Source organism: Paraburkholderia sp. BL6665CI2N2 (assembly GCF_004366535.1).
In the GTDB taxonomy this organism is placed as follows: Bacteria; Pseudomonadota; Gammaproteobacteria; order Burkholderiales; family Burkholderiaceae; genus Paraburkholderia.
Genome location: NZ_SORC01000001.1, coordinates 7,854,960 through 7,880,412, shown reverse-complemented (window position 1 = coordinate 7,880,412; position 25,453 = coordinate 7,854,960). Strand labels below are relative to the sequence as shown.

The window sequence follows — 25,453 nt, the reverse complement described above, 5'->3', positions numbered from 1 at the left end:
GATAGCGTCGCTTAACGGGAGGAGGGCTGCGTCGTGCTCCAGGGCGGATAGACCCGCACGGGCAACACCGGGATAACGAAAAGAAAGGCGACGGCGATGCCCGCCATCACGCGATAGAGATCCGCCGATGTGAGCACGACGGCCTGCTCGTGGATCCGGTGTGCGAGTTCACCGAGACCGTGAGCGGCATCGAGGCTCTGGCTTGTGATCAGCGCGTTATTGCCCAGGTGGTCGACCAGCATGCCCGAATGAAAATGCTCGCGCGCCGTGCCGAGACCTTCAATGAGACCGCTTGCGGCGGCGCCGGAAAATGTCTTGACTGTGTTGAACATGGCCGAGGCAAACGGACCCTCCGTTGGCGGCAAACCGGTGGTGACGCCCATCAGGATTCCCATGATGACCATCGGTTGCGCGAGGATCTGTAACGACTGAAGCCAGTAGAAGTTATTGCGAATCCAGTCGGAGGTGACGAAGCTCCCCAGAAAGCAGGAGATGGCCATCAGGCAAAGTCCGGCGGCCATGACCCAGCGGTGGTCGACCTGCTGGAGATTGAGCAGCGCGGCGGTCGCGGGCAGCGCAATCAGAAGGGGAATGGCCACCAGCAAAAACAGCGGCGTGGTTTGCAGCGGCCTGTAACCGTGAATCTGTGCGAGATACTGACTGGGTATGGCGGCCACGCCCACCAGCAGGATTACCGCGCCCACCAGGGTCAGCAGCCCATGCGCGAAGTTCCTGCGGGCAAGCAGCTGAAGCCTGAAAAACGGCACAGGATGAAACCACTCGTTGACCAGAAACGCCGCGAGCAACAGCGTCCCGCCGCAAAACATCGTGGAGATAAAGGTGGAGTTCAGCCAGTCGAGGCGATCACCCTGCAGCAGGCCGATCACGAGCATGGCGATGGCGGGATACCCGAGCAGGAAGCCGGTCCAGTTGAATGAACGCAACCGTTCGAGTCTGGCGGGATCCGCCGGCAGTCCCTGATAGATTGCCACGCAGCTGACGAGTCCCAGCGGCACGATCTGCCAGAAGGCCATTTGCCAGCCGATATATTCCGTCCACAACGCGGCGAGAGGCGTGCCGAGCGCCGGTCCGAAGGTCGCGGTCAGCGCATAGCCCGCGAGCCCGTATAACTTGACCTTCGGCGGCAGATAACGCAGCGCGACGATGATCAGCATTGGCGGCAGACAGCCGCCGGCGACGCCCTGCAGCGCGCGCAATACATAGAGCGTCAGCAGGTTCGGTGCAAACGGGCAGAGCAATCCAAGGACCATCACGGCGAGCACGGCGCCGATCGTGAAGCGCCTGAGCGTGAACGTCACGCCGAACCATGGCGCGAATACCATGGTGGCGACGTTGGTCGCTTCGAACAGGGTGGTCAGCCAGGTTCCGTCGTCCCGTCCGATCGAGAACGCGCCGCGAATATCAGCGAGCGCGACCGCGGTGACCTGTTCGTTCAATATCGCCAGCAGAGAGGCCAGCAACATGCCGAGCAGGCCGATGGCGAGGCGTAGGGGTAACTGCGCTTCTGTGGACGTTTGCTGTGTCGGCGTCCATGTCGCGGGTACGGAGACAGGCGCCGACGATGGCGAAATCTTCGGCTCTCCCGTTCCAGGCAGCGGTGAGTTGGCGCTATTCATAAGAGTCCAGCCACCCGTATTTAATGGGGTATTACGTCGGATATCTCTCTGCCACGGCCGACGTCTGAGAAGACCCGGGACGCTCCGCAAAGAGGTCCGATTCGCTGACCATATCGTTTTTTCTACGCTAGTTCCAGCCGGGCCGCTCACGTCTTACTGCCACGCTAGGAGTTCATTTCTTTCCAGAAGACAGGTCTGCTCTCCTGAGGTCAAAAAAGGCCGCACATCGGTCCATTCCACTCTCAAATCCAGCCAATGTCACCACAGTGACAAGGACAACACACTTGCCTGGAAATGATCTTTTTCCATTCGGCTACAGAACAGAACTCAGTAAAGGTGCAGCGACTTATGATCGGTGGCTCCCAGTGCTTCATGGGTTTTCGACGCATGCATCGGCGTCCTGATGATTCACAGTGCGACGGCATTCACGCGAATACCTTTTCTCGCGTACCCGATTGCCAGCGACTTCGTGGCGGCGTTCAAACCACCCTTTGTCAGAGCTTTTCCGCAATCCCATCATTCGCAAGGTGGAGTGGCCTCGTGGCACGCGCGTGTTTTGCAGACCTTGATCACGCGACAGTTGACCAGCAGTGAACAGTACCTACGTGTTATTGCATGGCGGGTAATGACGCAGGATGCAAGCCGTACTCTGCTGGAATCCAACGCTGCCGCCCGGTGATTCCTTTGCTACACTTGATCACGACGCGGACCTGTATGACATCTGGTTGACGCCGACTACTGCGACTGAGTTGCGGATTCTCGCGACTCGATTCGATCGCTTCACCTTCAGCACATTCAACAGCATTACGGCCTGAAAGAGAGAAGGACGTTAGAGCCACCGTTATGCTCCCTTGTGTTGCCGAGCGACGCCGACTTCTCTGCCAAAGCTACAACGTCGCGCCCTGTCGCTGAAGCGGCACTTCACATACGGCTGAGTCAAGATACCCCGTGTAAGCAGTTCACGAATTCGCCGGCCAGGAATCGCTATCAAGCGGTGATCCGACACCGGTACGTTGACGTTGTTGCGTTCATGGAGCTGGCGCCGCGATCGCGAGCCCTGACGTCGGTCCTTATCACAGAGCATGCAATAGTGCAGAGGTGTCGCCATGAGTGAGTCTTCCGATTTCCGAAGCAGAACGCTAGCGCTTAATCACGGAGGCGGCCGCATGCCCGCGCTCGGATTCGGCACGCTGATTCCCGATGCAGCTACGACGATCAGTGCTACCGCAGCCGCGCTGGAAGCCGGCTATCGACACTTCGATTGTGCCGAGCGATATCGAAACGAGCGCGAAGTGGGCGACGCTCTGCGGACAGGGCTTGCTGCAGGAGGGATCGCGCGCGAAGACATCTTTGTGACGACAAAACTGTGGAATTCGAATCATCGGCCCGAGCGCGTCGAACCGGCGTTCGATGCAAGCCTTGAAAGACTCGGACTCGACTATCTCGATCTTTATCTGATCCATACGCCGTTCGCATTTCGGGCGGGCGACGAGCAGGATCCGCGCGACGAAAACGGCGACGTCATCTACGATAAGGGCGTGACTTTGCAAGACACGTGGAAGGCGATGGAGGACCTCGTCGACGGTGGAAGATGCCGGGCTATCGGATTGTCCGACATTGGCCTGGACGAGTTACGGCCTCTCTATGAATCGGCGCGAATCAAGCCGGCGGTGGTGCAGGTCGAAGCACATCCGTATCTTCCGGAAACGGAGCTTCTGGAGTTCTGCAAGGAGAAAGGAATCGTGTTTCTGGCCTTTGCGCCATTGGGTCACGGAATCAGGCCGGGGCCGCTCGAAGATCCGGTCATCGTGCGGATTGCCGAACGAACTGGAAAGACATCGGCACAAGTACTGCTTGCCTGGGCGATACAGCGTGGCGGAGCGTTGCTTACCACACCCAGGACGGCGGCCCGCGCGCGCGAGAATTTCGACGTCTCCGCGCTTCCGGCAGAGGCATTCGACGAGATCAACCGGATCGAGACGAGGCAGAGGTACAACGAAGTCGTCAAGACAGGCAGCCCCGGGTTTATTCCGCGGCGTCCGCAATAGATAGACCTGAACGGTATTGGAGGCACGCCATGCAGGAAGACAGAATACGTGAAGCATTGAATGCGCACTGGCAAGCGTCGGCGGTCGGCGATCTCGACGCGGAACACGCTATTTACCATGATGATGCCATCTGCGACTATCCCCAATCAGGGGAACGGATCATTGGGCGAAGCAATTTGCAGGCACTGCGGAGTCATCATCCGGAGAAGCCATCCGGCTTCAATGTCAGGCGAATTCAGGGTGAAGGCAATCTCTGGGTCACGGAGTACACCATCAATTACCAGGGGCGGGCGGCTTACACGGTAAGCATCATGGAGTTCTGCGACGACAAGGTCATTCACGAGACCCAGTATTTTTCGGATCCGTTCGAGGCGCCGGCTTGGCGGAGTCGCTGGGTTCAGCAGATCGCGTGACGCCGCCTGGTGGACTCACGGCGCAGCAGCAAAAGGAAGGCAGCAACATGCGTAATCATCAGTGCCGGCACGTAGATGATCGGAATCGCGTACGTAGCGCCCAACTCCCCCGCGCGCGCGGGAAGATCGGACTGGATAGCGTGATAGTAGTCGACGATGAGGTCGGTCGCCCCCACAAGATTGAAGGCTACGACGAACAACCAGAACAGTGGGCGCACCCGTGCTGTGAGTAGTGCCAGCATCGCCAGAATGCCCGTTGCGAAGTCACCGTATGCGGCGAACGCTGCGAAGCCGGCAGGCAGATCGGGACTGACCACACCGGGCAAAATAAAGACCAGCCCGAAGAAACGGAAGCTGTGCAATGTGGCGATGGCGCGTTGCGCTTCAAATGGGTCCATCGACCTTAGCCTCGGCCAGACGTATGCACGGAAGACAAGCAGCCACGCGACATATCCCAGCACGAGCTGCAATTGAAAGACAAGTTCCGGTGACATGTTGCCTCCTGACAGATGTTGTCTGGCGCATTAAAGGCCATGATGAGGATTAGCCGGCGCGTCGCCGGATCAGCTGGCGCAGCGACAGCGCGTGCAGCAGGATCGACCCTGGCACCACGAACGCAGGAGTCAGCGCATCGGGATAAGCGCCGGCGCCGATGCTCGGCACGCTCGGAACGATCAACTGGAACGGGCCGGGCGAGGTGATCATCCCCAACGTAATCGCGACGGCGAAGTCCGCGAGGCCGAAGATGTTCCAGGCGATCGCCGCCTTCCGGCCTTGAGCCGAACCGCTCGCCACCGCGATTGCGACCGGCACGGCGAAGAGGCCGGTCAACACATCGCCAATTCCCGCCGGCAACGCGAACACGGCCGGCAGCTGCCCATGCAGCCAGGCGGCGAGCGCCCAACTGCCGAATACCCGGTAAAGCTGAAGAGCGACAAGCCAGCTCGCAGGCATCGCGTCGAGCACCCGCCCCATCCGTTTCGACAACAGCAGCAGCGGCGCGCCGATCATCACCGGCATGAAGATCGCCAACGGCAACGACGGCAAGGGTGAGGCACCTGTGCGGAAGGCGCCATTGATCGCCGCGCTCCAGGCAACCGCGAACCAAAGCGTGTCTGGGATCATGACCGCCAGCCAGGTCGTACGGCGTTCGCCCGGCGTGAGATCCGTGCTTTCGAGGCCGAGCCACAAACCAACCGCGATCAGTCCATGGGCCGTCAACTGATGAGCTGTGGTCGGAACGCCGCTGGTCGGGATAATCGGCTGCCAATAGATCAACAGGATCCACAGCGTCACCAACGGGATGAGCCAAAGCAGGCTGCGCCACGCGGGACCCCGCGGGACGATTTCAACCGCGACGGGGACGGCGGTCATCAGCGGTTCTCCAGGTGATTTCCAGCCTTCGGGGAATCGTTTTCGAACACTGCGGCCAATATGCCGAGTCTGCCTTCCAGGAGATTTCGGCCCAGGTTGGTCGTGAACTGGGCGAAGTCCGGCCCCATCACCACGCCGAGATTGGGCGAGGGCGGCGGTCCCGACGCACGCATCTGCGCAAACCAGGCCTTTGCGGTCTCGGTGTCGTCTTGCGATACCAGCGTGCGGAAACCTGCCTGTTCGATCGCCGCGTGCGTCGCATCGGCCGTGAGCAGAAAGCTCGTTGTCGGCGTCCGCGCCCAAGGAACGGGATAGTGCGGTTCGCCGCCGTTTGCGACGACGTCGAACGTCGCAAACCTGCCGCCCGGCTTCAGCACGCGTTGGATTTCCCGGTAAAGCCGAGTGCGCTCGGCGATGTTCATTGCCACGTGCTGCAGAAACACGGCGTCGAAATGGTCGTCGGCGAACGGAATTTCCAGCGCGCTGGCGGCACGGAACGACACCTGTTCGCTCTGCCCCGTGCGCTGGGTGAGATAGCGCGCGGCATCCACGAACGGCTCGCTGAGGTCGATACCCGTCACCCGGCAGCCATAGGTTGCAGCCAGAAAACGGGCCGGGCCGCCAACGCCGGAACCGACGTCCAGCACCGACATGTCAGCGGTGATTCCGGCCAATCGGGCAAGCTCGGCCGTGGCAGCAAGCCCACGGGTATGAAACTGGTCGAGGGTGCCCAGTTGCTGGGGTGTGAGCGGCTCGTTCTCCGGTCCAAAAACCGTGAGCGCGCTCTTCAGCCGCTCGGTCAGTCCGGTCGCACGATAGTGATCGCGCACGTCGTCAAGTGCATCGTTCATTGCAAGGTTCCTCCACGGTCCTGGCGGATGGTCCAGGGCTGGCGCGCCGACATCGGCGCGACTCCTCGTCCACAGGCATAGGTGTACCATCGTCTCTCGCGAGCGACTATTCATCACAATGTTGACGGGTTATGAAGCAGACCTTCACAGTCAGACAGGGCGCGCTCGATGGCGTTGAGGCGTTCCTGTGCGTTGCCCGGCATCGCAGTTTTCGCAGGGCAGCCGCGGAACTCGGTGTGACGCCGTCGGCGATCAGCCAGGCGGTGCGTGTGCTGGAAGAGCGCATTGGCGCAACGCTCTTCATACGCACCACGCGTAGCGTGGGTCTGACCGAAGCCGGCGAACAGTTTCTTTCGCGCGCAAAGCCTGCCTTCGAGGAGCTCGTCGCCGCCAGCGACGTTGCGCGCGGTCTCGGGCAGCGGCCCAGCGGGCTGTTGCGTCTTTCAGTGCCGCGCGCGGTAGTGCCACTCCTGCTGGATCCCCTGATTGCATCGTTCCACCAGGCTTATCCCGAGGTCGAAGTGGAGATCGCCGCAAGCAACCACCTGATCGACCTTGCGACTGAAGGGTTCGATGCCGGCATCCGGATGGGTCAGTTCGTCGACGCCGACATGGTCGCGGTGCCGTTGACGCCACCGCTTCGTTTCGTCGTCGTCGGCACTCCGGCCTACTTCGCAGGGCGCAGCCGGCCTGAGCGCACAGACGATCTGCGGCAACACGCGTGCTTGCGATGGCGCAAATCCAGCGGCGCGCTCGCGCTATGGTCATTCGACAACGGCGGCAACACGATCGAGATCGCCGTAAGCGGTCCTTTCATCGCCCATGATTTTCCCACCATGCTGGGTGCGGCAATGGAAGGTATGGGCCTTGCCCAGTTACCTGAGCCGATGGTCGCCGAAGGACTGCGGACCGGAAAACTCGTAGAAGTCCTGAAGCCGTTAGCGCCGGTGATACCGGGTGTGTTTCTGTACTACCCGAGCCGCCGGCAAGTCATGCCGAAGCTGCGCGCCTTCATCGATCATGTGAAAACCCGCCAGGCAAGCCAGGGCAAAGTCCCGCGTACAGGATGACGTTGCCCCGGTGCTATACACCCCACCTTAGCGCCGGCGTGTGCACCGCGCTGTCCCAATGCTTCGTCATCTCTTCGTCGAGCATGCAAAGTGTGATCGAAGCGCCTGCCATCTCGAGTGAAGTGGTCAGCGCGCCCACCTGCACGCGCGCAATTTTCAGATCGCGCTTTTCAAGCCAGACGCGCGTTGAGTTGAAGAGCAGATAAAGCTCGCCAAGCGGCGTACCGCCAAGGCCGTTCACGAGCACCAGCAAGCCGGCCCCCGCAGGCGGCTTGAGATCGTCGACGATAGCCGTTAGCAGCTCCCCCGCAATCGTATCGGCCGACGCAAACTTCGCGCGCCGCCTGCCTGGTTCGCCATGAATGCCGACGCCGACTTCGATCTCATCGTCGCCGATCTTGAAGGTCCGCGTGCCGGCTGCCGGCACCGTGCAACTGGAGAAAGCAACACCCATCGAAGCCGTGTGCTTGTTGACCCGGTCGCCAAACATCTTGCATTCGTCGAGGTTTGCCCCGCTTTCAGCCAGGCTGCCCACCAGCTTCTCGACGATCACCGCGCCCGCAACGCCGCGCCGTCCAGTCGTATAGCTGGAGTTTTCCACCGCGACGTCATCATTGATGAGGACCATCGCATTGGGCGCCTCCGACATCTCCGACGCCATTTCGAAGTTCATCAGATCGCCCGAGTAGTTCTTCACGATGAAGAGCACGCCCGCACCGGTATCGACGGCCTTCGCGGCGGCCATCATCTGGTCCGGCGTCGGCGACGTGAAGATCTGGCCGGGGCAAGCGGCGTCGAGCATGCCATAGCCGACAAACCCTGAATGGAGCGGTTCGTGCCCCGAGCCGCCGCCCGATATCAGCGCAACCTTGCCAGGCTTCAGGTGCTTGCGCCGCACGAACACCGGTTCCCGATTGAGCACGATCAGATCGGCATGGGCTGCGGCGAATCCCGCCAGACTCTCGGCGAGAAAGTCGTCCACGTGATTGATGAATTTCTTCATGATCTCCCGCTCCTTTATCCGTTGTCTTGCGCAAGCCGCGCGCATACCGAAGCAATCATGACCTGGCTGGAGCGTGCGCCGGGATCGATATGTCCGCGCGAACGCTCGCCGAGAAACGACGCCCGTCCCTTGGTCGCCAGCATGTCGCGGGTCGCCAGCATGTTTTCCTCGGCGATTCGCGGCAGCGTGTCGAGCACCACGCACGCCGCGGCGCTTTCCGCGGCCAGTTCCTCGAAGCGCTTCGCGACCGGAATCAACACGTCCATCATGGTCTTGCTGCCGAGGCCGGTCTTGCCGCGTTGCCCGACGGCCTCGACACCCGCCGCGAAGATATGAGCGAAGCCGGTCACATCCATTGCATTGGCCACGGACGCTTTCGCCATGCCGTTCAGCAACGAAAAGAATAAAGGCCCGGACGATCCGCCCACCGTCGACAGCACCTTGGACGCCGCGATGTCCAGCGCAGGGCCGAAAGCTTCGGCCTCGATCTCCGCGCGCACCGCGAGCAGGGCGTCCATGCCGCGCAGCAGATTGAAGATGTGATCGCCATCGCCGATCTGCTGGTCGAGTGACGCGATCTCGTCGGTATGCTCCTTCAACGCCGCATAGGCAGAGTCGATGCACGCCATGACCGTTTTGCCGTTCATGTCGGGATCCTCCTGCCGTCGGCACGGAAATATAAAAGGCTGCGCGCCGGCAGCGACACGCCGACCGATTGCCCCGGCGAGAAATTGCGCTCCGCAATGGTCGTTGCCACGACGGCGGTTCCCGCTCGATCGAGAATCAGCAGATGGCGCAGCGGCGAATATTCGAGCACTGTCAGATTCAGTGCGTCCTGTGCGCCACGCGCATCGCCCACGTCAGGGTCATGCAGCACGATATCCTCGGGACGGATGGCGACAGTTGCCGTTCCCGCCGGCATGTGAGCCGAATCGAACAGCGTGGGCGGCAGCAGGTTGATGGGCGGAGAGCCGAGCCGCTGCGCGGCGCTCAGCGACACCGGATTTCCGTACACCTCGCGCGGCGTGCCGATCTGCACGAGACGCCCATGATCGAGAATGCCGATTCGATCCGCGAGCGTGGTCGCTTCGACCTGATCGTGCGTGACGTAGATGATCGTCGCGCCGATCGTACGATGCAGGCGCTTGAGTTCGATGCGCAACTCTTCGCGCAGCTTCGCATCGAGCGACGACAGCGGCTCGTCCATCAGAAACACCTTGGGTTGCCGCACGAGCGCGCGCCCGATCGCCACGCGCTGCATTTCGCCCCCGGACAGATGCGTCGCCATGTTGTCGAGCTTTGATTCCATATGCAGCATCTCCGCGACCGCGTGAACGCGCGCACGCACGTCCGCCTCGCTACTACGCCTTCTTGGCGAGCGCAACGGAAACGCCAGGTTGCCGAACACGGTCAGATGCGGGTACAGCGAATATTGCTGGAAGATAAACGCCACGTCGCGCTCGGACGGATGCACGCCGGTCGCGATCGCTCCGTCGATCAGCACGTCGCCCGCATCCGGCTGCTCCAGCCCGGCGATCAGACGCAGCGTCGTGGTCTTGCCTGCCCCGCTCGGCCCGAGCAGCACCACGAACTCGCAGTCCATCACATCGATCGACAGATCGTCGACCGCGACGATATCGCCAAATCGTTTCGACACATTGCGCAACTGGATTTCAGCCATGAGCTTCTCCGTGTGCAGGAATCGTGTGAGCGGCACCTGGCAACAGCCGGCCGCTCTGCGCGTCGTAAAGCAGCGTGCGCTCCTTGCGAAACGACAAACCGACCGGTGATCCGGCAGGCAGGCCGTCGTCTTTTCCCACCCGTACCCTCACCACGCCCAATGCGGTCTCGACCACCAGCACCTGATGCGAACCGAGGTATTCATCGGCAATTACCTTGCCGCGCAGCGGGCCGTGTTGATCGATCGCCACATGCTCGGGACGAATGCCTAGCAGCACGCGTTCAGCGGCGGCTTCGCAGTGGGACACCGGGACCCGCGCGCCGTGCAGGCGGACTTCTTCGTGGCCCACGTCCACGCCGCCATCGACTGGCAGGAAATTCATCGGCGGACTGCCGATGAAGTTGCCGACGAACACCGTGGCCGGAAAGTGATAGATCTCGTGCGGCGGGCCGGCCTGCAGCAACTCACCCTTGTTCATCACGACGATGTCGTCAGCCATTGCCATCGCTTCGCTCTGATCGTGCGTAACGTAGACCGTCGTGGCGGCGAGCGCGTTGTGCAGCTTGCGCAACTCGAGACACATCAGTTCGCGGAAATCCGCATCGAGCGTGCCGAGCGGTTCGTCCATGAGAAACGCCTTCGGCTGACGCACGATCGCGCGACCCAGCGCCACGCGCTGCCGATCGCCGCCTGACAGCCCGCCGGTTTTGCGATCGAGAATGTTCTCGATACGCAGCATGTGCGCGGCCGCATCCACTCGTGCCGCAATCTCCTTGCGCGACGCATGCTCGTTTTTCAGCGGGAAGGCGATGTTATTGCGCACCGTCATATGGGGATATAGCGCGAACATCTGGAAGACGAACGCGATATCGCGCTGACGCGCGCGCAACGCCGTCACGTCCTCGCCGTCTATTAAAATCTGGCCGGAGGTCGGCAACTCCAGACCGGCAATCATCCGCAACGTGGTGGTCTTGCCGCAACCCGATGGACCGAGCAATACGACAAAGCGCCCGGCGCCGATCGTCAGACTGGTGTCGCGTACCGCGACGAAGTCGTCGAAGCGCTTGTGAAGGTTGGCAAGAACGATCGTGGACATGGCGTCAGTCCGGGAAATGGCTGGTCACGACAAATGCGAGCGCACCTACCAGGATGACCGGAAACGACCATGTGAACGCCGTCAGTGAAAACGGCTGCACTAGCATCACCATGCCGAAACCAATCAGCGCAGTCGACGCTGCTTCGCCGTAGCCGCGACGCAGCGAGTGTCTTTGCGGAAAAACGGAGTCACGTTTCATTTACGCACCGCGCCGAAGGTGATGCCGCGCAATAAATGCTTGCGCAGCACCACAGTGAAGATAAGGATAGGCAGCACGAAAAGCGTCGTCGCCGCCGCGACGGCCGGCCAGTCCTGGCCACCTTCGCCGATGATGAACGGAATGAACGGCGGCATGGTTTGCGCATCGCCGCTTGTGAGCAGTGACGCGAACGCGTACTCGTTCCACGCGAAGATCAGGCAGAAAATCGCGGTCGCGGCGATACCGGTGATCGCCTGCGGCAGCACCACTTTGACGAAAGCCTGCAGGCGCGTGTACCCGTCGACGAGCGCCGCCTCCTCGTATTCGCGCGGAATCTCGTCCATGAACCCCTTCAGCAACCATACCGCCAGCGACACATTCACCGCCGTATACAGCACGATCATGCCGACATAGCTGTCGCTCAAGCCCAGTGCCCGGTACATCAGGTAGATCGGAATGGCGACCGCGATCGGCGGCATCATGCGGGTCGACAGGATGAAGAAGAGCAGGTCGTCGGCGAGCGGCACCTTGAAGCGCGAGAACGCATACGCCGCCAGCGTGCCGAGAAACACGGCGAGAAAGGTCGAACCGAAACCGATCACGAGCGAATTCACGAACCGCGGCAGGACCTTCGACGGTCCCGCGATGACCATGCCGCGCTTGCGCACATCACGCTCATACCAGGTGCGCGCGGGCGGCAGACTGGCGATGAACTCAGGTGTCTGCCGCGAACGGATCGTGAACAGGTTCACATAGCCTTCCATCGACGGCTGAAACAGCACGACAGGCGGATAGGCAATCGCGTCTTCCTGCGTCTTGAAGCTCGTCAGGAAGATCCATACCATCGGCAAGGTTGCAAGCAGCGCGTAAGTGATGACAACCGCCGCCGCGAAGCGCTTGCCGCGCGGCGACGACGCCACCACCGAGTGTTGGGTAGCTGTCGGTCTCATCGCTGTTTCACCCGGTTCAACGCCTTGACGTAGATGTTCGCCGCACCGAACACCGTCACGAACAGAATGATCGCCAGGGCCGAGGAATAGCCCGTCTGCCATTTCTCGAACGCGGCACGTTTTAAGGTGATCGACACGGTTTCGGTAACCGAACCCGGGCCGCCCGAAGTCAGCAGATTCACCATGTCGAACATCTTGAAGTTCTCGATGCCGCGAAACAGCACGGCGAGCATCAGGAACGGCAAGGTCATCGGCAAGGTGATCGACCAGAACTGCCGCCACGGCGTGGCGCGATCCACTTCGGCCGCTTCGTAGATGTAGTCGGGAATCGACCGCAGGCCGGCGAGGCAGATGAGCATCACGTAAGGGGTCCACATCCATGTATCGACCATCACGATGGTCCACGGCGCGAGTGACACATCGCCGATCATCTGGAACGAGCCGGGCGCAATGCCGGTGAAGTAGCCGACGATATCGTTGAAGAGGCCCGTTTGCGGTTGCAGCAGAAAGGTCCAGAAGTTGCCCACGACCGCCGGCGACAGCATCATCGGCAGCAGGATCAGCGTGGTCCAGAAACTATGACCGCGAAACTGCCGGTTGATCAGCAACGCTAGGCCGAAACCCAGTAGAACCTCGAGCCCGACCGACCAGAATACGAAACGCGCCGTCACCTGCATGGCGTACCAGATGTCTTCGTCGGTGAGAATGTCGACGTAGTTGTCGATACCGACAAAGCGCGCCGGCACGCTCGGCATATTCGACTTGAAGTTCGTGAACGACAGACGTAGCGCCCAGATCAACGGAAAGATGTTGATCGCGAGCAGCAGCAGGATTGTTGGGAGAATGAACAGCCACGCAATGGTCCTGTCCGATAACCCGGCCAGACGTGTGCGCGCACGCGCCGACGCCCGCGACTCCAGTCCCGCCGACGAAAAAGGCTTGTTGGCCAACATGCCTCGCTCCTTTAAGTGAACCGGCGGCAGCCGTGCAGGGGGCGCCGGTCCAGTCCCGGACACACGCTAATTCTTGCCTTCGGCCTTGAAGACCTTGTTCCAGTCTTTGACCAGCAGATCGAGCGCCTCTTTGGCCGTGCCCTTGTCGGCCACCACATAGTCATGCACGCGCTTCTGCATGTCGAGCAGCAGTTCCGCATACGCGGGTTCAGCCCAGAAGTCTTTCACGATCGACATCGACTTGAGGAATGCCGGCGCAAAAGGTGCGCTCTTCGGAAAGTCGGGCGCATCCACCACCGACTTGGCCGCCGAATAGCCGCCTAACTGCCACCACTTCTTCTGTACATCGGGTTGCGCGAACCACTTGATGTATTCAAGTGCGTCTTCCTTGTGGTCCGAGTACGACACGACCGAGATGCCCTGTCCGCCGAGCTGCGTGAACTGCTTGGTCTCACGCGGATTCACGAAGAAGCCGATCTTGTCGCCGCCCACGTTCGGGTCTTTGTAGAGTCCTGGGAAGAATGCAAACCAGTTCATCTGCATCGCCACCTGACCAGACTTGAAGGCGTCCAGTCCTTCCTGCATATACGCGTTGGTCATGCCGGGCGCCGTGCAGCACTTGTAGAGCGCCTTGTAATACTCCAGCCCCTTGACCGCGCCCGGCGAGTTGACGAAGCCATCCAGGTGATAGGGTTTCTTGGGGTCTTCATATTCGAAGCCGAAGTTGTAAAGCGCATTGGTCACCCCCATCGTGATGCCTTCGGAACCGCGCTCCGTAAAGATATAGGCACCGTATACGGTCTTGCCGTCGATCTTGCGGCCCTGGAAGAACTCCGCGGTTTGCTTGAGTTCGTCCAGCGTGGTTGGCGGTTCGAGTTCGCGTTTATATTTCTGCTTGAACTCGGCGCGCAACTCAGGGCGCGCAAACCAGTCCTTGCGATAGGTCCAGCCGACCGCATCGGCCATGGCCGGCAACGCCCAGTAGTTCGGCGTATTCTTCGGCCACTCCGCATAACCGACAACCGTCGCCGGTACGAAGTCGTTCATTGATATCTTGTTCTTCGTGAAAAAATCGTTGAGTTTGACGTAGTGCCCGTTGACCGCTGCGCCGCCAATCCACTGGCTGTCCCCAATGATCAGATCACATAGTTTGCCATGCGAATTAAGTTCGTTGATAAAGCGATCGGCGTAACTTGTCCATGGCACGAACTCGAACTTCATCTTGATGCCGGTTTTGCTGGTGAAATCCTTCGACAGTTCGACGAGTGCGTTGGCCGGGTCCCATGCCGCCCAACATAAGGTCAACTGCTTGTCCTGTGCTTGCGCGCCCGTTGCCATGCCGAGTCCCAACGATACTGTGGCCGCCGCCATTACCCTTGCTGACGTAAGACGTAACATTTGTCTTCTCCTTGTCTTTCTCGGGTCTCCAACCTGCTGTGGAACAGCGCCCATGCGCCGGGTGCTGTGTTTCGGCTCCAGCGGACTCAGACGCGAATCCGTGTGTCGCGAGCTTCAGGCATGCGCATTCTCACGAAGATAAATCCGGGTTTCCGGCGTCGGGATGGCGAGCGCGCCACGCACGTCGTTAAAAAAATTGATGGCGGCGAGGCCTGCCCAATGAACGATGCCGCGCACATCCTGATCGAGGATCACGTCGATCGCGCGCTCGGAGAGTTGCGCGCGAGTCTCCGCGGTGCATTCATGCCCGATCAGTACCAGGCGCGCCTTGTCGCCGGATTCCTGCAACGCCGTTGCGATGCCTGAGATGCCGCCGCCCGTCACATAAACCCCGACCAGATCCGGGTAACGCGCAAGGAGCCCCTGCACGGCAAGACCTGCGCCGTCGTCATCTTCGGCGAAGTCCGGTTCGGCAATCCAGCGCAGATTGCGAAAGTCTTCTTCCAGCACCTGCGATAAGCCGGTGCGTCGCTCCAGTTGATCGTGCAGGCGCGACGAGGCCGATAGAATCGCCACCGTGCCGAGCCGCGCGCCGAGAAAGCGGCCCATCAGAAGTCCCGCGGTGCGTCCGGCAATCCGGTTATCGACGCCGACATACGCAACGCGGCGACTGGCGGGCAGATCGGAGAACACCGTGACAACGGGCACGCCCGCATCGCTCATATCCTCAACGAGGCGTTCGACCGCTGGGTAGTCGAGCGGCACAAGCACGAGTGCGTCGTAGTCGATCACCTGCTCAGCGAAAGCAATGGTGTCGCGATGCGTCGTGAAATCGCAGCGGTAGAACGACGGAATGATGCGGTGCTCGCGAAAGAAGCTGGCGGACAGCGCGATATTGCGCTCGACGTGGTCGAGGAAACGCGAATTGACCTGAGGGAGTACGAAGGCTACGCGATACGTATTGATCTTCGCAGGGCGGCCGCGGCTTGCGCGTTCGTCGCGCAGGGCTGCCAGCGCGAGATGGACGCGCTCCGCCGTTTCCGGACGCACAGCCTGGTCGTCGCGCAACACACGATCGACCGTGGCGACGCTAACGCCCGCACGACGCGCAATCATCATACGTGTTGCCGGCATGTGGCTCTCCGGTGCCAGCCCAGAAGCTTTTCGTTAAGGTAGTTTTTCCGGAGAGAAATGCAAGTTTTTTTGCGGCAATAAACGCATCATTCTTGATGGTATTGGTGAACCGCGTTTCGGCTCACATGAGTGAACGCATGAATTGCCTAAATCAGTGGACGGTGCGTTGCACAAGAAACTTCTGGTCAACTGCCTCCCATGGAGCAACGGCACACCGGTGGTTTCGTCGAGCTTCGCGCCGGTGCCGCGACCATGGGTTGTCGAGCGTAGTTTGGTCTGGCTCAACCGACTTCGGCGACCGGCGCGAGATTGCCGCCAATTCAATCCTCGAAAAGCTTCATAGACTTCGTTCGCGAATCAGCGGATCGGAACACTAGAAGCGCGTGCGCATCCCCACCGTACCGACCACCTGGTTCGCCGTGGACGACGCACCACCGGCCGTATTGATGAAGGCCACAACGTTCTGGCCGATCGCATGCTGATACATGCCTTCGGCGTAGACATCTGTGCGTTTGGAAAGCGCGTAGACAGCCTGGAGATTGACCTGGTTCCACTTCGGATCTGAACCGTACTTCGTTCCCGTGGCATTGAACGCGCCCGACAGATGAGCATCGGTATACGTGTCGGTGATGCCTAGCGTAACCGCTGGTGTAAGCGTGTACTTGGCGTTCAACTCGTAGTTGTCGAAGTGCTGCGAACCGTTGTTGAGGTTAAAGGACTGCGTGCCCTGATAATGGCTGTTCGTATACACGAATCCGACGACTGCCGGTCCGAAGGTGTAGCTCAGACCCGCGCCGAACGTGCGCTGGACGTCTGCCCCGAACCTGAAGCCACCCGTCGTCGACGCCGGTTCGCCGAGGTCAACCGCACCGCTGGCGTTCGCCTGGGGGACGGCGCCATTGCCATTGATTTGCAGGTAGCCGGCAGCCATTTTGAACGGACCATAATCGAAGCTCGCCCCCGCACTGTATGCACGGTTCAGCGTGAAGTCGGTACTGTTCGAGAAGGCATAGAGGCCGCCGAACTTCAGGCCTGCATAGTTGCTGCTCGTGTACTTGACCGCGTTGCTCATCCGTAGCGTGTGGTTCAGGTTGTCGTTATCGAACGGGTGCGCGAAGCCTGTGTCGCCGAACGTGCCGGCGGTGCCCGACAGCGGTGCAACGAAGTCCACCAGCGAGTCATATTGACGGCCCAGCGTCACCGTACCGAACTCGCTGCTCAGGCCCACAAACGCCTGTCGGCCAAACATCCGGCCATTCTGGCCAAGCTTGCCGTTTTGAACGTTGAAGCCGTTTTCCAGCACGAAAATGGCCTTCAGGCCACCGCCGAGGTCCTCAGCACCGCGCATGCCGAAGCGACTGCCATTAATGTTGCCGCTGGTCGCCTGAACAAGGCTGCCGTGCGCGGTGGCGGAGGTCTTGACGTTGTTCGTATACATCAGACCAGCGTCGATGAGGCCGTACAGGGTGACCGAACTTTGCGCATGGGCAGCCGAAGCAGCGAATGCAGCGGATACGGCGAGGGCGACAGGGATTCGTTTCATGACTTCACTCCAATGGGCGGGGGGCGAGACAGAAAGCAGGGCACGAGGATGAAAGGCAGGAAACTGCATGATGTCATTTCAAAGCTTGATTGACCGGTGCGTTTCGCCGAGCCAATTCGTCATAAATCCGAAATAATTTTGACGAACCCTTACTGCAAAAGGCGCGTTGCTATTGCTCCCGCCCAATCCGGCACGCATCGCCGTTGTATTGAAGCGACGGCGTGGGCTCGCGGGTATCCCACCGCGTCGAAAGCACGACGATGGCCGGTCGCCGCGTCAATACGTGTAAGAGGCAATCACACTTTTAATCTTTTCCAGCGACTCGCGGAGTATGGGCAAATCAACCGAGCCCAGCGCCACGCGAATCGCGTGGGGTACATGCTCCGAAGTCGAGAAAGGCTCAGCCGTCGAGACAGAGATTCCGTCGCGCACGAGCGCCATCGCCACCACGTCGGCGCGAACCTCTTCCGCGAGAGGAAGCCAGACGAAGTAGGACGCGGGATGGCAAACGCGCCGCAGTCCGGCGAGAACCTCGGCGGCCATCGTTTGGCGGACCGCCGCATCGCGACGCTTCTCTGTCTCCAGACGTGTGACGGTGCCGTCGTCCAGCCAGCCGCAGGCAATGCCGGTCATCACGGCGGCCGTGTTCCAGGTGGTGGCCCGAATAGCACGCTCGATAGGTGCGACCCAGCGATCGGGCGCGGCGACGAATCCGACACGCAGGCCGGTCGCGATGCTTTTCGACAGACCCGAGACGTACACCGTCGTTTCAGGGGCAAGCGCCGCCAACGGGGGCGGCGGGTTGTCCGCGAGGAAGGCATACGCGGCGTCCTCGATAATGAGCAGCCCGTGCTTGCGGGCAATCGACACCAGTTCGTGCCGACGCTGCGCATTCATGACCCAGCCTAGCGGGTTATGGAGTGTCGGCATCGTGTAGATGGCGCGCACTTTTCTGCTTCGACACAAGCGTTCGAGCGCGTTCAGGTCGGTGCCCGACTCCGAAACCGGAATCGGCGCCAGTTCGAGCCGGATCGTTTCGGCGAGGACCTTGAACCCCGGGTAGGTCAATGCGTCGACCGCGACCACGTCGCCGGGCTTCAGGAGCGCCAGAGCGGCTGCGGTCAAACCATGCTGCGCGCCGTTTACGATCACGACCTGAGCGCCTTCGACGGCGAGTCCCCGGCACAACAGGTGACGCGCGACAATCTCGCGTTCATGCGTCCGGCCGCCGTGTGGCTGATAACGGAGCAGCGCATCCAGGTCGCCGGAGGACGCGAGCTGGCGCAACGCGCTTCTGAGCAGTTCGGCCTGGCCGGGGAGCGAGGGATTGTTGAAATTGAGGTCCGCCAGGCCCGCGTCGCCGGCATGCTGGTCGATGCCCAGGCGCGCAGGCAAGGCTATTTCCCGTACGAAAGTGCCGCGGCCGGTTTCGCCGCTGACCAATCCCATCGCGTCCAGTTCGGCGTATACGCGCGACGCGGTGACGAGCGCGAGTCCCTCTCGCGAGGCGAGCTGGCGGTGAGTCGGCAGGCGCGTGCCGGGCGCGAGGCGTCCGCTGCGAATGTCGCTCGCCATTCTGTCGACCAGCAATTTGTAGCGGGGCGTCGACATACGCGAATGTATCCATGACAATTATTTGATTGTATTGATTCTCGGTCATAGGATGGCACATCGCAACTCTGTTTGCGCCGTCGTGGGACTGGCCGGCTTTCATTGGCGTAGCCTCATGAAACGGCGACGAACAGTACGCGCCCCTCGGCTCACGGACGACATCATGCACATTGCCATTCTTACCTTTGAAGGCTTCAACGAACTCGACTCGCTCATCGCACTCAACGTGCTCAATCGCGTCAAGAAACCGGGCTGGCGGGTGTCGATCGCCTGTCCCACCGCGCGAGTCAAGTCGATGAATGGCCTGGTCATCGAAGCGCAGGCGACGCTGCAAGAGGCATGCAGTGCCGATGCGGTGATCGTGGGCAGCGGCGTGCGCACGCGCGAAGTCGTCGCCGATACCGCGCTGATGGCGCAGTTGCAGCTCGATCCATCCAGACAGCTGCTGGGCGCGCAATGTTCAGGCACGCTGGTTCTTGCGAAGTTGGGGCTGCTCGCCGGCGTGTCGGCATGCACCGATCTCACGACCAAACCATGGGTTCAGGAAGCCGGTATCGCCGTGTTGAATCAGCCCATTTTCGTCAGCGGAAACATCGCGACGGCCGGAGGGTGTCTGGCCGCGGTTTATCTCGCTGCCTGGGTCATTGCCCGGCTGGAGGGTATCGATGCAGCGGCGAGCGCTCTGCATTACGTCGCGCCCGTCGGGGAGAAAGAGGACTACGTGTCTCGCGCGATGGGGCATATCACGCCGTTCCTCGAAGCGAACCTGAAGACGGCATGAGCGAACGAGGTAAGCCGCCTACGCGCTCCCCCTGAATATTCCTCGTATGAAACCCGCCATTTAAATCGCGTTGCAGACCGCGGCGCCCCGCCTGCGGACTGCACAAAAACCAACACGCGTTCCACGACAACGTTTGCGCCGATTCAACCCGCCCGCATCGGTATGTTTGGCTATTTACAAAAACGGCAGCTACCGAAATACTCCAGCCACAACTTGAAAGTTACGTGTCAACGAGAAGTCATGCCAGTTCGTTTACTACGGACGTCATCCGTAGCGGGTCGGCGCAACTTCTAATTCGCTTTCTCCCATAAACACAGCGTTTCCCCCAGGTTGGCAGCAGTCCGGGCTAAATATTACCAACGATTACAAACCGGCTCGTCGTTCGCAGGAAGAGTCCGGAAGGTCAGCAGCGCATGAAAGCATTAAGTGTTCTCCACAGCGAGTCGTCGCGGGGGTGGGGAGGGCAGGAAGTTCGCACGCTCAAGGAGATGATCGCGTTGCGGGCGTTGGGTCATCACGTCGAGTTGGTGTGTCCGGAAGACGCGCGTCTTGGCATGCGCGCGCGTGCCGATGGCTTCGCCGTGCATCACGCGCGTATGCGGGCCGGCGCCGATCTGCGCTCCATGCTCACGATCCGCGCGCTGCTCGCGCGTCGCCGCTTTGATGTGCTGAATACGCACAGCGGCCATGACAGCCTCGTCGCCGGCATGGCCGGGCGGCTCGCGAGGACACCGTTCATCGTGCGCACGAGGCATCTGGCGTTGCCGATCACGTCGCTTGCCACGTACAACTGGATTCCCCATCGCGTGGTGGCGGTCAGTCATCACGTGCGGAACTATCTGATCTCCGCGGGCGTGCAGGAAGACCGCGTGGAGACGATTTACGACGGCATCCTGAAGCCGGAAGCGGCGAGCCGCTCCACCTTGCGCGATGAGCTCGGACTGGACGCCGACGCGGTGGTCGCCGGCATGGTGGCGATCGTGCGCGAGAAGAAGGGCCACGAGGATCTGATCGCAGCCGTCGCGCCGATGCTGGCCGAGCGCTCCAATCTGCACGTCGTGATGGCGGGGGACGGCGTGTGGTTCGAGAAAATCAAGGCGATTGTCGACGGCATGGGCCTCGCGCATCGCATTCACTTGCTCGGCTTTCGCACCGACGTGACCAACGTGCTGCGCGGCTGCGATCTATTCGTTTTGCCGACGCATCAGGAAGCGCTTGGTCAATCGTTTATCGAAGCGATGGCGGTGGGTTTGCCGGTGATCGGCACGCGCGTGGACGGCGTGCCCGAGTTGATCGACGACGGCGTGAATGGCCTGCTCGTGCCGGCGCATGACGTCGATTCGCTGCGCGGCGCGCTCGCGCGTCTGATCGACGATGCGCCGCTGCGCGCGCGCCTGGGACTCGCCGCGCGTCTGAAGACCGACAGCCGCTTCACGGTGGACGCCATGGCGAACGAGACCATCGATTGCTACATGCGCGGCATCTATGCCGGGCGCGCTTACTACGGTGAAGGGCGGGCGGCGGCATGACGAAGTTCGCGCGCGCGGTGCCCGTGCTGATGTATCACCACATCAGCACCTCGCCGGGCATGATCACCGTCTCGCCGGAACACTTTGCCGCGCAAATGGCGTATCTGGCCGGCGCGGGCTATACGACCATCGGCAGCGCGCAGCTGTCGGCCTATCTGGCGGGCGAGCCCTTGCCGAAGAAGGCCGTCGTGCTGACCTTCGACGACGGCTATCTCGACAACTGGGTGCACGCGCATCCGATTCTCGAGGCTCACGGATTGACCGCGTTGTGCTTTCTGGTGACGAGCTGGATCGGCGAAGGGCCGGTGCGTGCGCACGCGCGCTCGGGCGGCGCGCTGCCGGCTTTGCTCAATCATCGCGAGGGCGAGGTGGCGATCGAAAACGGTGAACCCGATCACGCGATTCTCCGCTGGTCGGAGATCGATGCGATGCGTGAAGCCGGCACGTTCGAATTTCACAGCCATACGCATAGCCACGTGCGGTGGGATCGGGTGTCCGCCAATGCAGAGGAAAAGTGCGCCGGACTGACACGCGATCTCGCCAGCGCACGTGCCACGCTCGAGCAAAAACTGGGCGCCGTGTCGGATCATCTGTGCTGGCCGCAGGGATACCACGACGAGGACTATCGGCGCATCGCGGCTGCGGCCGGCTTCCGGTACTTTTACACGTGCGAGGCGGGTTCGAACTATTCGGGACGCGACGATGGCGCGGCGCGCTCGATCACTCGCCTCGAAGTGCGTGACAGGCCGGCTTCGTGGCTGGCCTCGCGGTTGTGGGTGCATACGCGGCCCGCGATCAGCCGCGCGTATCTGAAGATCAAACGGTAACGCGCTGGAGTCTTGCTCTGCGCCGCAGGATTCTTTCCCTGGGCCCGCTGTTGCTATGACGCCCCATGCCGGGCGGCCTCTTCACAGTTGCGACTCGATCGGCAACAAACCCAGAAACCAGATGCCGACGCGCTTCATGCGCGACACACCGGGCTCGTCGAGTTCGCTGGCCTTGCCATCCGGCGCGGTGTCGATCCAGACGATCCGGCTCGTGCCGTTCGCATTCGTGCGGGTTTCGAGCCGCCATGCAAGCTGATCCAGCTTCGGCTCGACGCCGTCCGCGACTTGCGCGGCGAGTGGGGCGCTTTCGCAGTACACGCCGATTTCCGTATTGAGCGTGATCGACCGAGGGTCGAGATTCATCGAGCCGATGAAGATGCTGGTCCTGTCGAACACATAGGTCTTCGCATGCAGCGAGGCTTTCGACGAACCCAGAATCGATTTCTTCTTCTCGCCGGCGTCCTCATCCGGCGCAGGCTTCAATTCATACAGATGCACGCCGGCGTCGAGCAGATCCTTGCGATACCGCTGATATCCGGCGTGAACCGCGGCGACGTCGGTGGCGGCGAGCGAATTCGTCAGCACCGTGACGCGCACGCCGCGCCGCGTCTGCGCGCGCATCCATGCCACGCCCTTTTTGCCGGGCACGAAGTACGGCGAGATGATCAGCACTTCCTTCGCCGGCTCGATACTCAATGCATTGAATTGCGATAGCAGATGTCCCTGCGGGTCGTCCGGCGAACGGGTGATCTTGGCAGGATCGTCGTAGAGAAGCGTCGCCTTGCCCCAGGAGAAGTCGGTGTCGCGCGCTTGCAGCGTGTCGCGCAGGCGTGCTCTCACCTGCGTGACGTAGGCCGAATCGTGCTCGGCGGCGACGAACGCCGTGAGCTTCGCGCGATAGGCCGGCAGCGCGTCCGGCTCGGCCGCATGTCCGGTCAGGCTGGCGATCGGGTACGCGGCATCCGAGTTCCAGAATTCGTCGAAGGCATTCGAGACCTTATGGACCACGGGCCCGAAGGTCAGCACGTCGAGGTCGCCGAAGTCGACCTCGCTGGATGCGCCGAAGTATTCATCGCCGATATTGCGGCCGCCGAGAATCGCGGCCTGGTTGTCCGCGATCAGCGCTTTGTTGTGCATGCGCCGATTGACCCGGCTGAATTCGAGCACGGTACCCAGCTTCTTGAAGCTCCGGCTGGCGATCGGATTGAAGAGCCGTACTTCGATGTTGGGGTGTGAGCTGATGGCGAGCAGCACTTTGTCGTCGGCGCCCGTGCCCAGATCGTCCAGCAGAACGCGAACCCTGACCCCGCGATCGGCGGCCTTGAGCACCGCGTTGGCGAGGTGGCGGCCGGTCAGATCGTCGTGCCAGATGTAGTACTGCAGGTCGAGCGTGCGCTCGGCTGTCTCAGCCAGCACGACGCGGGCGAGCAGGGCGTCGACGCCATTGGGCAGCAGATGGAACGCGCTGTCGTCGGGATGCTCGCGCTCCTGCGGGATGAAGGCGGTGGCGAGACGCGTGCTGTCCGTGTCGGTCAGTGCGTGCGTCGTGGTACGGCCTGTTTGCGGCGGCAAGCTCGCGCAGGCGGACAGCAGCGTGATCAGCAAGACTGCAACGAGACCGCGGAACGTCGCCATGGTTGTGCCCTTCGATCGTGCGTATCCGTAAGATAGCCGCAAGCGTGGGGCACGTCGAGCGCGGCGCACGGACCGCGCGGCCGCCTCGACACAAGCACAGTCTCAGTTCAGCGCGACCGCTGCGTCGGCACTGACCGGTGAGCCTTCGATCGCCACCGATTGCACGCCGTCCGGGCCAACCGGCACGTCGCCGACGAGCGTCGTGCGATACAGTTGCCGGTCGAACTCGAGGTCGAAAATATCCGTGGGCGCAAGATGTGCCGTCGCCCGATTGCCCCAGAACGCGACGCGCAGGTCAAGCCGGTGGTGCATCCGATCGTGCGCACGCATCCGGAGACCGGGCGCAAGGCGCTCTTTGTCAGCGAGCATTTCACGACCCGCGTGATCGGTTTGCCCGAAGACGAGAGCAAGCAATTACTCGATGAACTCTTCGCGCATAGCGTGCGGCCAGAACATTTGTACCGGCATCAATGGGCCGAACACGACATGGTGTTCTGGGACAACCGCTCGTTGATGCATCTCGCGGCCGGCACGCCGGATCATCTGCGCCGCAAACTGTATCGCACGACGATTGAAGGCGACGTGCCGTTTTAACGGCAACGTCACCCGCTTATTACCATCACACGCTGACCGGAGTTCCGATGCTCGCCATGTTTCGCCCGACCGCTGCGCGGTCGTCTTTCGCTCACCGTTTAACCGCGACGTTGCTGACTTTGTCGACGGCGGTGGCCGGCCTCGGCGCAGCCGTGCCCGCGCATGCCGAAGGGCAGATCCGCGTGGCCGAGCAGTTCGGCATCGTCTATCTGCTGCTGAACGTGGCGCGCGATCAACAGTTCGTCGAGAAGGAAGGGCGCAAGCAGGGACTCGATATCAAGGTCGACTGGGTGAAGCTCTCGGGCGGCGCCGCCGTCAACGACGCGCTGCTTTCCGGCGCGGTTGATATCGCCGGCGCGGGCGTCGGCCCCTTGCTGACCATCTGGGATCGCACGCATGGCAAGCAGAACGTGAAGGGTGTGGCGTCGCTCGGCAATCTGCCGTATTACCTGATCAGCAATAATCCCAACGTCAAGACGATTGCCGACTTCACCGAGAAAGACCGCATTGCGGTGCCGGCCGTCAACGTGTCGGTGCAATCGCGCGTGCTGCAATACGCGGCGGCGAAACGTTGGGGCGACAAGGATTACAACCGTCTCGACAAGTTCACCCAGGCTTTGCCGCATCCGGACGCGGCTGCGGCGATCATCGCGGGCGGCACGGAAATCACCGGCCACTTCGGCAACCCGCCGTTCCAGGAGCAGGAACTCGCGGGCAATCCGAAGGCGCACATCGTGCTGAATTCCTACGATGTGCTGGGCGGCCCGAGTTCGGCCACCGTCCTGTACGCAACGGAAAAATTCCGCGACAACAATCCGAAAACGTATCGCGCATTCGTCGACGCACTGGCCGACGCAGCGCGCTTTATCACAGCGAATCCCGATGCCGCGGCCGATATCTACATCCGCACGAATCAGTCGAAGATCGACCGCAATCTGCTGCTGAAGGTCATCAAGGATCCGCAGGTGCAATTCAAGGTCGCGCCGCAGAACACGTTCGGGCTCGCGCAGTTCATGCATCGCGTCGGCGTGATCAGGAACGAACCGAAGTCCTGGAAGGATTATTTCTTCGACGACCCGGCGACCGCCACCGGAAGCTGATCATGAAGGCATACGCGAGCATCGCC

The 25,453-nt window shown here is 61.4% G+C and carries 24 protein-coding genes and 2 pseudogenes; 8 read left to right on the top strand and 18 right to left on the bottom strand.

Features of this window, described 5'->3' with window-relative positions; translation table 11 throughout:
* Window positions 1–11: 11 nt before the first annotated feature.
* Together B0G81_RS35355 and B0G81_RS35350 are read right to left on the bottom strand one after the other, a co-directional pair.
* A complete protein-coding gene (locus B0G81_RS35355) occupies window positions 12–1,484 on the bottom strand; it encodes an MFS transporter (RefSeq protein WP_134143302.1) in 1,473 nt (490 codons plus the stop codon).
* 564 nt (window positions 1,485–2,048) lie between these two features.
* Window positions 2,049–2,138: pseudogene (locus B0G81_RS35350) on the bottom strand (SDR family oxidoreductase); the annotation flags it as partial.
* Between the two features lie 605 nt (window positions 2,139–2,743).
* On the opposite strand from B0G81_RS35350, the gene B0G81_RS35345 reads away from it, so the two are divergent.
* Both B0G81_RS35345 and B0G81_RS35340 read left to right on the top strand, forming a co-directional pair.
* A complete protein-coding gene (locus B0G81_RS35345) occupies window positions 2,744–3,685 on the top strand; it encodes an aldo/keto reductase (protein WP_134142036.1) in 942 nt (313 codons plus the stop codon).
* 29 nt (window positions 3,686–3,714) lie between these two features.
* Window positions 3,715–4,098 (top strand): nuclear transport factor 2 family protein, encoded by a 384-nt coding sequence (locus B0G81_RS35340; RefSeq protein WP_106281391.1) that lies wholly within the window; start codon window positions 3,715–3,717, stop codon window positions 4,096–4,098.
* Here B0G81_RS35340 and B0G81_RS35335 read toward each other — a convergent pair.
* Genes B0G81_RS35335 through B0G81_RS35325 form a run of 3 tightly spaced genes read right to left on the bottom strand, consistent with a single transcriptional unit; the run spans window position 4,083 to window position 6,323 of the window.
* The gene (locus B0G81_RS35335; protein WP_134142034.1) at window positions 4,083–4,592 is read right to left on the bottom strand and encodes a hypothetical protein; all 510 of its coding nucleotides are present in this window, start codon (window positions 4,590–4,592) and stop codon (window positions 4,083–4,085) included. The two genes, B0G81_RS35340 and B0G81_RS35335, sit on opposite strands and share 16 nt — an antisense overlap.
* Before the next feature lie 49 nt (window positions 4,593–4,641).
* The gene (locus B0G81_RS35330; RefSeq protein ID WP_134142033.1) at window positions 4,642–5,472 is read right to left on the bottom strand and encodes an MFS transporter; all 831 of its coding nucleotides are present in this window, start codon (window positions 5,470–5,472) and stop codon (window positions 4,642–4,644) included.
* Entirely contained in the window at window positions 5,472–6,323 is an 852-nt protein-coding gene (locus B0G81_RS35325) for a class I SAM-dependent methyltransferase (RefSeq protein ID WP_134142031.1), read from the bottom strand. The genes B0G81_RS35330 and B0G81_RS35325 overlap by 1 nt, the downstream gene beginning before the upstream one ends.
* A 131-nt stretch (window positions 6,324–6,454) precedes the next feature.
* Here B0G81_RS35325 and B0G81_RS35320 point away from each other — a divergent pair, with 131 nt between their 5' ends.
* Window positions 6,455–7,393, top strand: a complete 939-nt coding sequence (locus tag B0G81_RS35320) for a LysR family transcriptional regulator (RefSeq protein WP_134142029.1) — start codon at window positions 6,455–6,457, stop codon at window positions 7,391–7,393.
* Between the two features lie 13 nt (window positions 7,394–7,406).
* On the opposite strand, the gene dhaK is transcribed toward B0G81_RS35320, so the two are convergent.
* The 11 genes from dhaK to B0G81_RS35265 form a co-directional block, all read right to left on the bottom strand.
* Complete coding sequence (gene dhaK / locus B0G81_RS35315; protein WP_106281383.1) at window positions 7,407–8,396, bottom strand: dihydroxyacetone kinase subunit DhaK; 990 nt, start codon at window positions 8,394–8,396, stop codon at window positions 7,407–7,409.
* A gap of 14 nt (window positions 8,397–8,410) precedes the next feature.
* A complete protein-coding gene (gene dhaL, locus B0G81_RS35310; protein WP_134142028.1) occupies window positions 8,411–9,043 on the bottom strand; it encodes a dihydroxyacetone kinase subunit DhaL in 633 nt (210 codons plus the stop codon).
* Window positions 9,040–10,077 (bottom strand): ABC transporter ATP-binding protein, encoded by a 1,038-nt coding sequence (locus B0G81_RS35305; protein WP_116117043.1) that lies wholly within the window; start codon window positions 10,075–10,077, stop codon window positions 9,040–9,042. Before B0G81_RS35305 ends, dhaL begins: the two co-directional genes overlap by 4 nt.
* Window positions 10,070–11,173, bottom strand: coding sequence for an ABC transporter ATP-binding protein (locus B0G81_RS35300; RefSeq protein ID WP_116117042.1), 1,104 nt, complete (start codon window positions 11,171–11,173; stop codon window positions 10,070–10,072). The genes B0G81_RS35305 and B0G81_RS35300 overlap by 8 nt, the downstream gene beginning before the upstream one ends.
* A gap of 4 nt (window positions 11,174–11,177) precedes the next feature.
* On the bottom strand, window positions 11,178–11,372 hold the full coding sequence (locus B0G81_RS35295) for a hypothetical protein (protein ID WP_106281375.1): 195 nt from the start codon (window positions 11,370–11,372) through the stop codon (window positions 11,178–11,180).
* Window positions 11,369–12,322, bottom strand: a complete 954-nt coding sequence (locus tag B0G81_RS35290; protein WP_106281373.1) for a carbohydrate ABC transporter permease — start codon at window positions 12,320–12,322, stop codon at window positions 11,369–11,371. Before B0G81_RS35290 ends, B0G81_RS35295 begins: the two co-directional genes overlap by 4 nt.
* Window positions 12,319–13,275, bottom strand: coding sequence for a sugar ABC transporter permease (locus B0G81_RS35285; RefSeq protein WP_106281371.1), 957 nt, complete (start codon window positions 13,273–13,275; stop codon window positions 12,319–12,321). The genes B0G81_RS35290 and B0G81_RS35285 overlap by 4 nt, the downstream gene beginning before the upstream one ends.
* A 66-nt stretch (window positions 13,276–13,341) precedes the next feature.
* The gene (locus tag B0G81_RS35280; RefSeq protein WP_134142026.1) at window positions 13,342–14,673 is read right to left on the bottom strand and encodes an extracellular solute-binding protein; all 1,332 of its coding nucleotides are present in this window, start codon (window positions 14,671–14,673) and stop codon (window positions 13,342–13,344) included.
* 114 nt (window positions 14,674–14,787) lie between these two features.
* The gene (locus tag B0G81_RS35275) at window positions 14,788–15,807 is read right to left on the bottom strand and encodes a LacI family DNA-binding transcriptional regulator (RefSeq protein WP_181196542.1); all 1,020 of its coding nucleotides are present in this window, start codon (window positions 15,805–15,807) and stop codon (window positions 14,788–14,790) included.
* Between the two features lie 373 nt (window positions 15,808–16,180).
* The gene (locus B0G81_RS35270) at window positions 16,181–17,350 is read right to left on the bottom strand and encodes a porin (RefSeq protein ID WP_134143301.1); all 1,170 of its coding nucleotides are present in this window, start codon (window positions 17,348–17,350) and stop codon (window positions 16,181–16,183) included.
* 276 nt (window positions 17,351–17,626) lie between these two features.
* Window positions 17,627–18,961 carry a PLP-dependent aminotransferase family protein gene (locus tag B0G81_RS35265; RefSeq protein WP_134142024.1) on the bottom strand — a complete coding sequence of 445 codons (1,335 nt, stop codon included), beginning with the start codon at window positions 18,959–18,961 and terminating at the stop codon, window positions 17,627–17,629.
* Window positions 18,962–19,124: 163 nt separating this feature from the next.
* Here B0G81_RS35265 and B0G81_RS35260 point away from each other — a divergent pair, with 163 nt between their 5' ends.
* The 3 genes from B0G81_RS35260 to B0G81_RS35250 all read left to right on the top strand — a co-directional run bounded on the left by B0G81_RS35260 (window position 19,125) and on the right by B0G81_RS35250 (window position 22,098).
* Entirely contained in the window at window positions 19,125–19,742 is a 618-nt protein-coding gene (locus B0G81_RS35260) for a DJ-1/PfpI family protein (protein ID WP_134142022.1), read from the top strand.
* Between the two features lie 413 nt (window positions 19,743–20,155).
* Entirely contained in the window at window positions 20,156–21,271 is a 1,116-nt protein-coding gene (locus B0G81_RS35255) for a glycosyltransferase family 4 protein (protein WP_134142020.1), read from the top strand.
* Window positions 21,268–22,098 (top strand): polysaccharide deacetylase family protein, encoded by an 831-nt coding sequence (locus tag B0G81_RS35250; RefSeq protein ID WP_134142017.1) that lies wholly within the window; start codon window positions 21,268–21,270, stop codon window positions 22,096–22,098. The genes B0G81_RS35255 and B0G81_RS35250 overlap by 4 nt, the downstream gene beginning before the upstream one ends.
* Window positions 22,099–22,179: 81 nt before the next feature.
* Here the strand turns inward: B0G81_RS35250 and B0G81_RS35245 are convergent, their stop codons facing one another.
* The gene (locus B0G81_RS35245; RefSeq protein ID WP_134142015.1) at window positions 22,180–23,733 is read right to left on the bottom strand and encodes a phospholipase D family protein; all 1,554 of its coding nucleotides are present in this window, start codon (window positions 23,731–23,733) and stop codon (window positions 22,180–22,182) included.
* A gap of 102 nt (window positions 23,734–23,835) precedes the next feature.
* Window positions 23,836–24,021: pseudogene (locus B0G81_RS35240) on the bottom strand (TauD/TfdA family dioxygenase); the annotation flags it as partial.
* Here B0G81_RS35240 and B0G81_RS35235 point away from each other — a divergent pair.
* Both B0G81_RS35235 and B0G81_RS35230 read left to right on the top strand, forming a co-directional pair.
* On the top strand, window positions 23,947–24,327 hold the full coding sequence (locus tag B0G81_RS35235) for a TauD/TfdA family dioxygenase (RefSeq protein ID WP_243856698.1): 381 nt from the start codon (window positions 23,947–23,949) through the stop codon (window positions 24,325–24,327). The pseudogene B0G81_RS35240 and the gene B0G81_RS35235 sit on opposite strands and share 75 nt — an antisense overlap.
* Window positions 24,328–24,374: 47 nt before the next feature.
* Complete coding sequence (locus tag B0G81_RS35230) at window positions 24,375–25,427, top strand: ABC transporter substrate-binding protein (RefSeq protein WP_134142013.1); 1,053 nt, start codon at window positions 24,375–24,377, stop codon at window positions 25,425–25,427.
* Window positions 25,428–25,453: the final 26 nt, after the last annotated feature.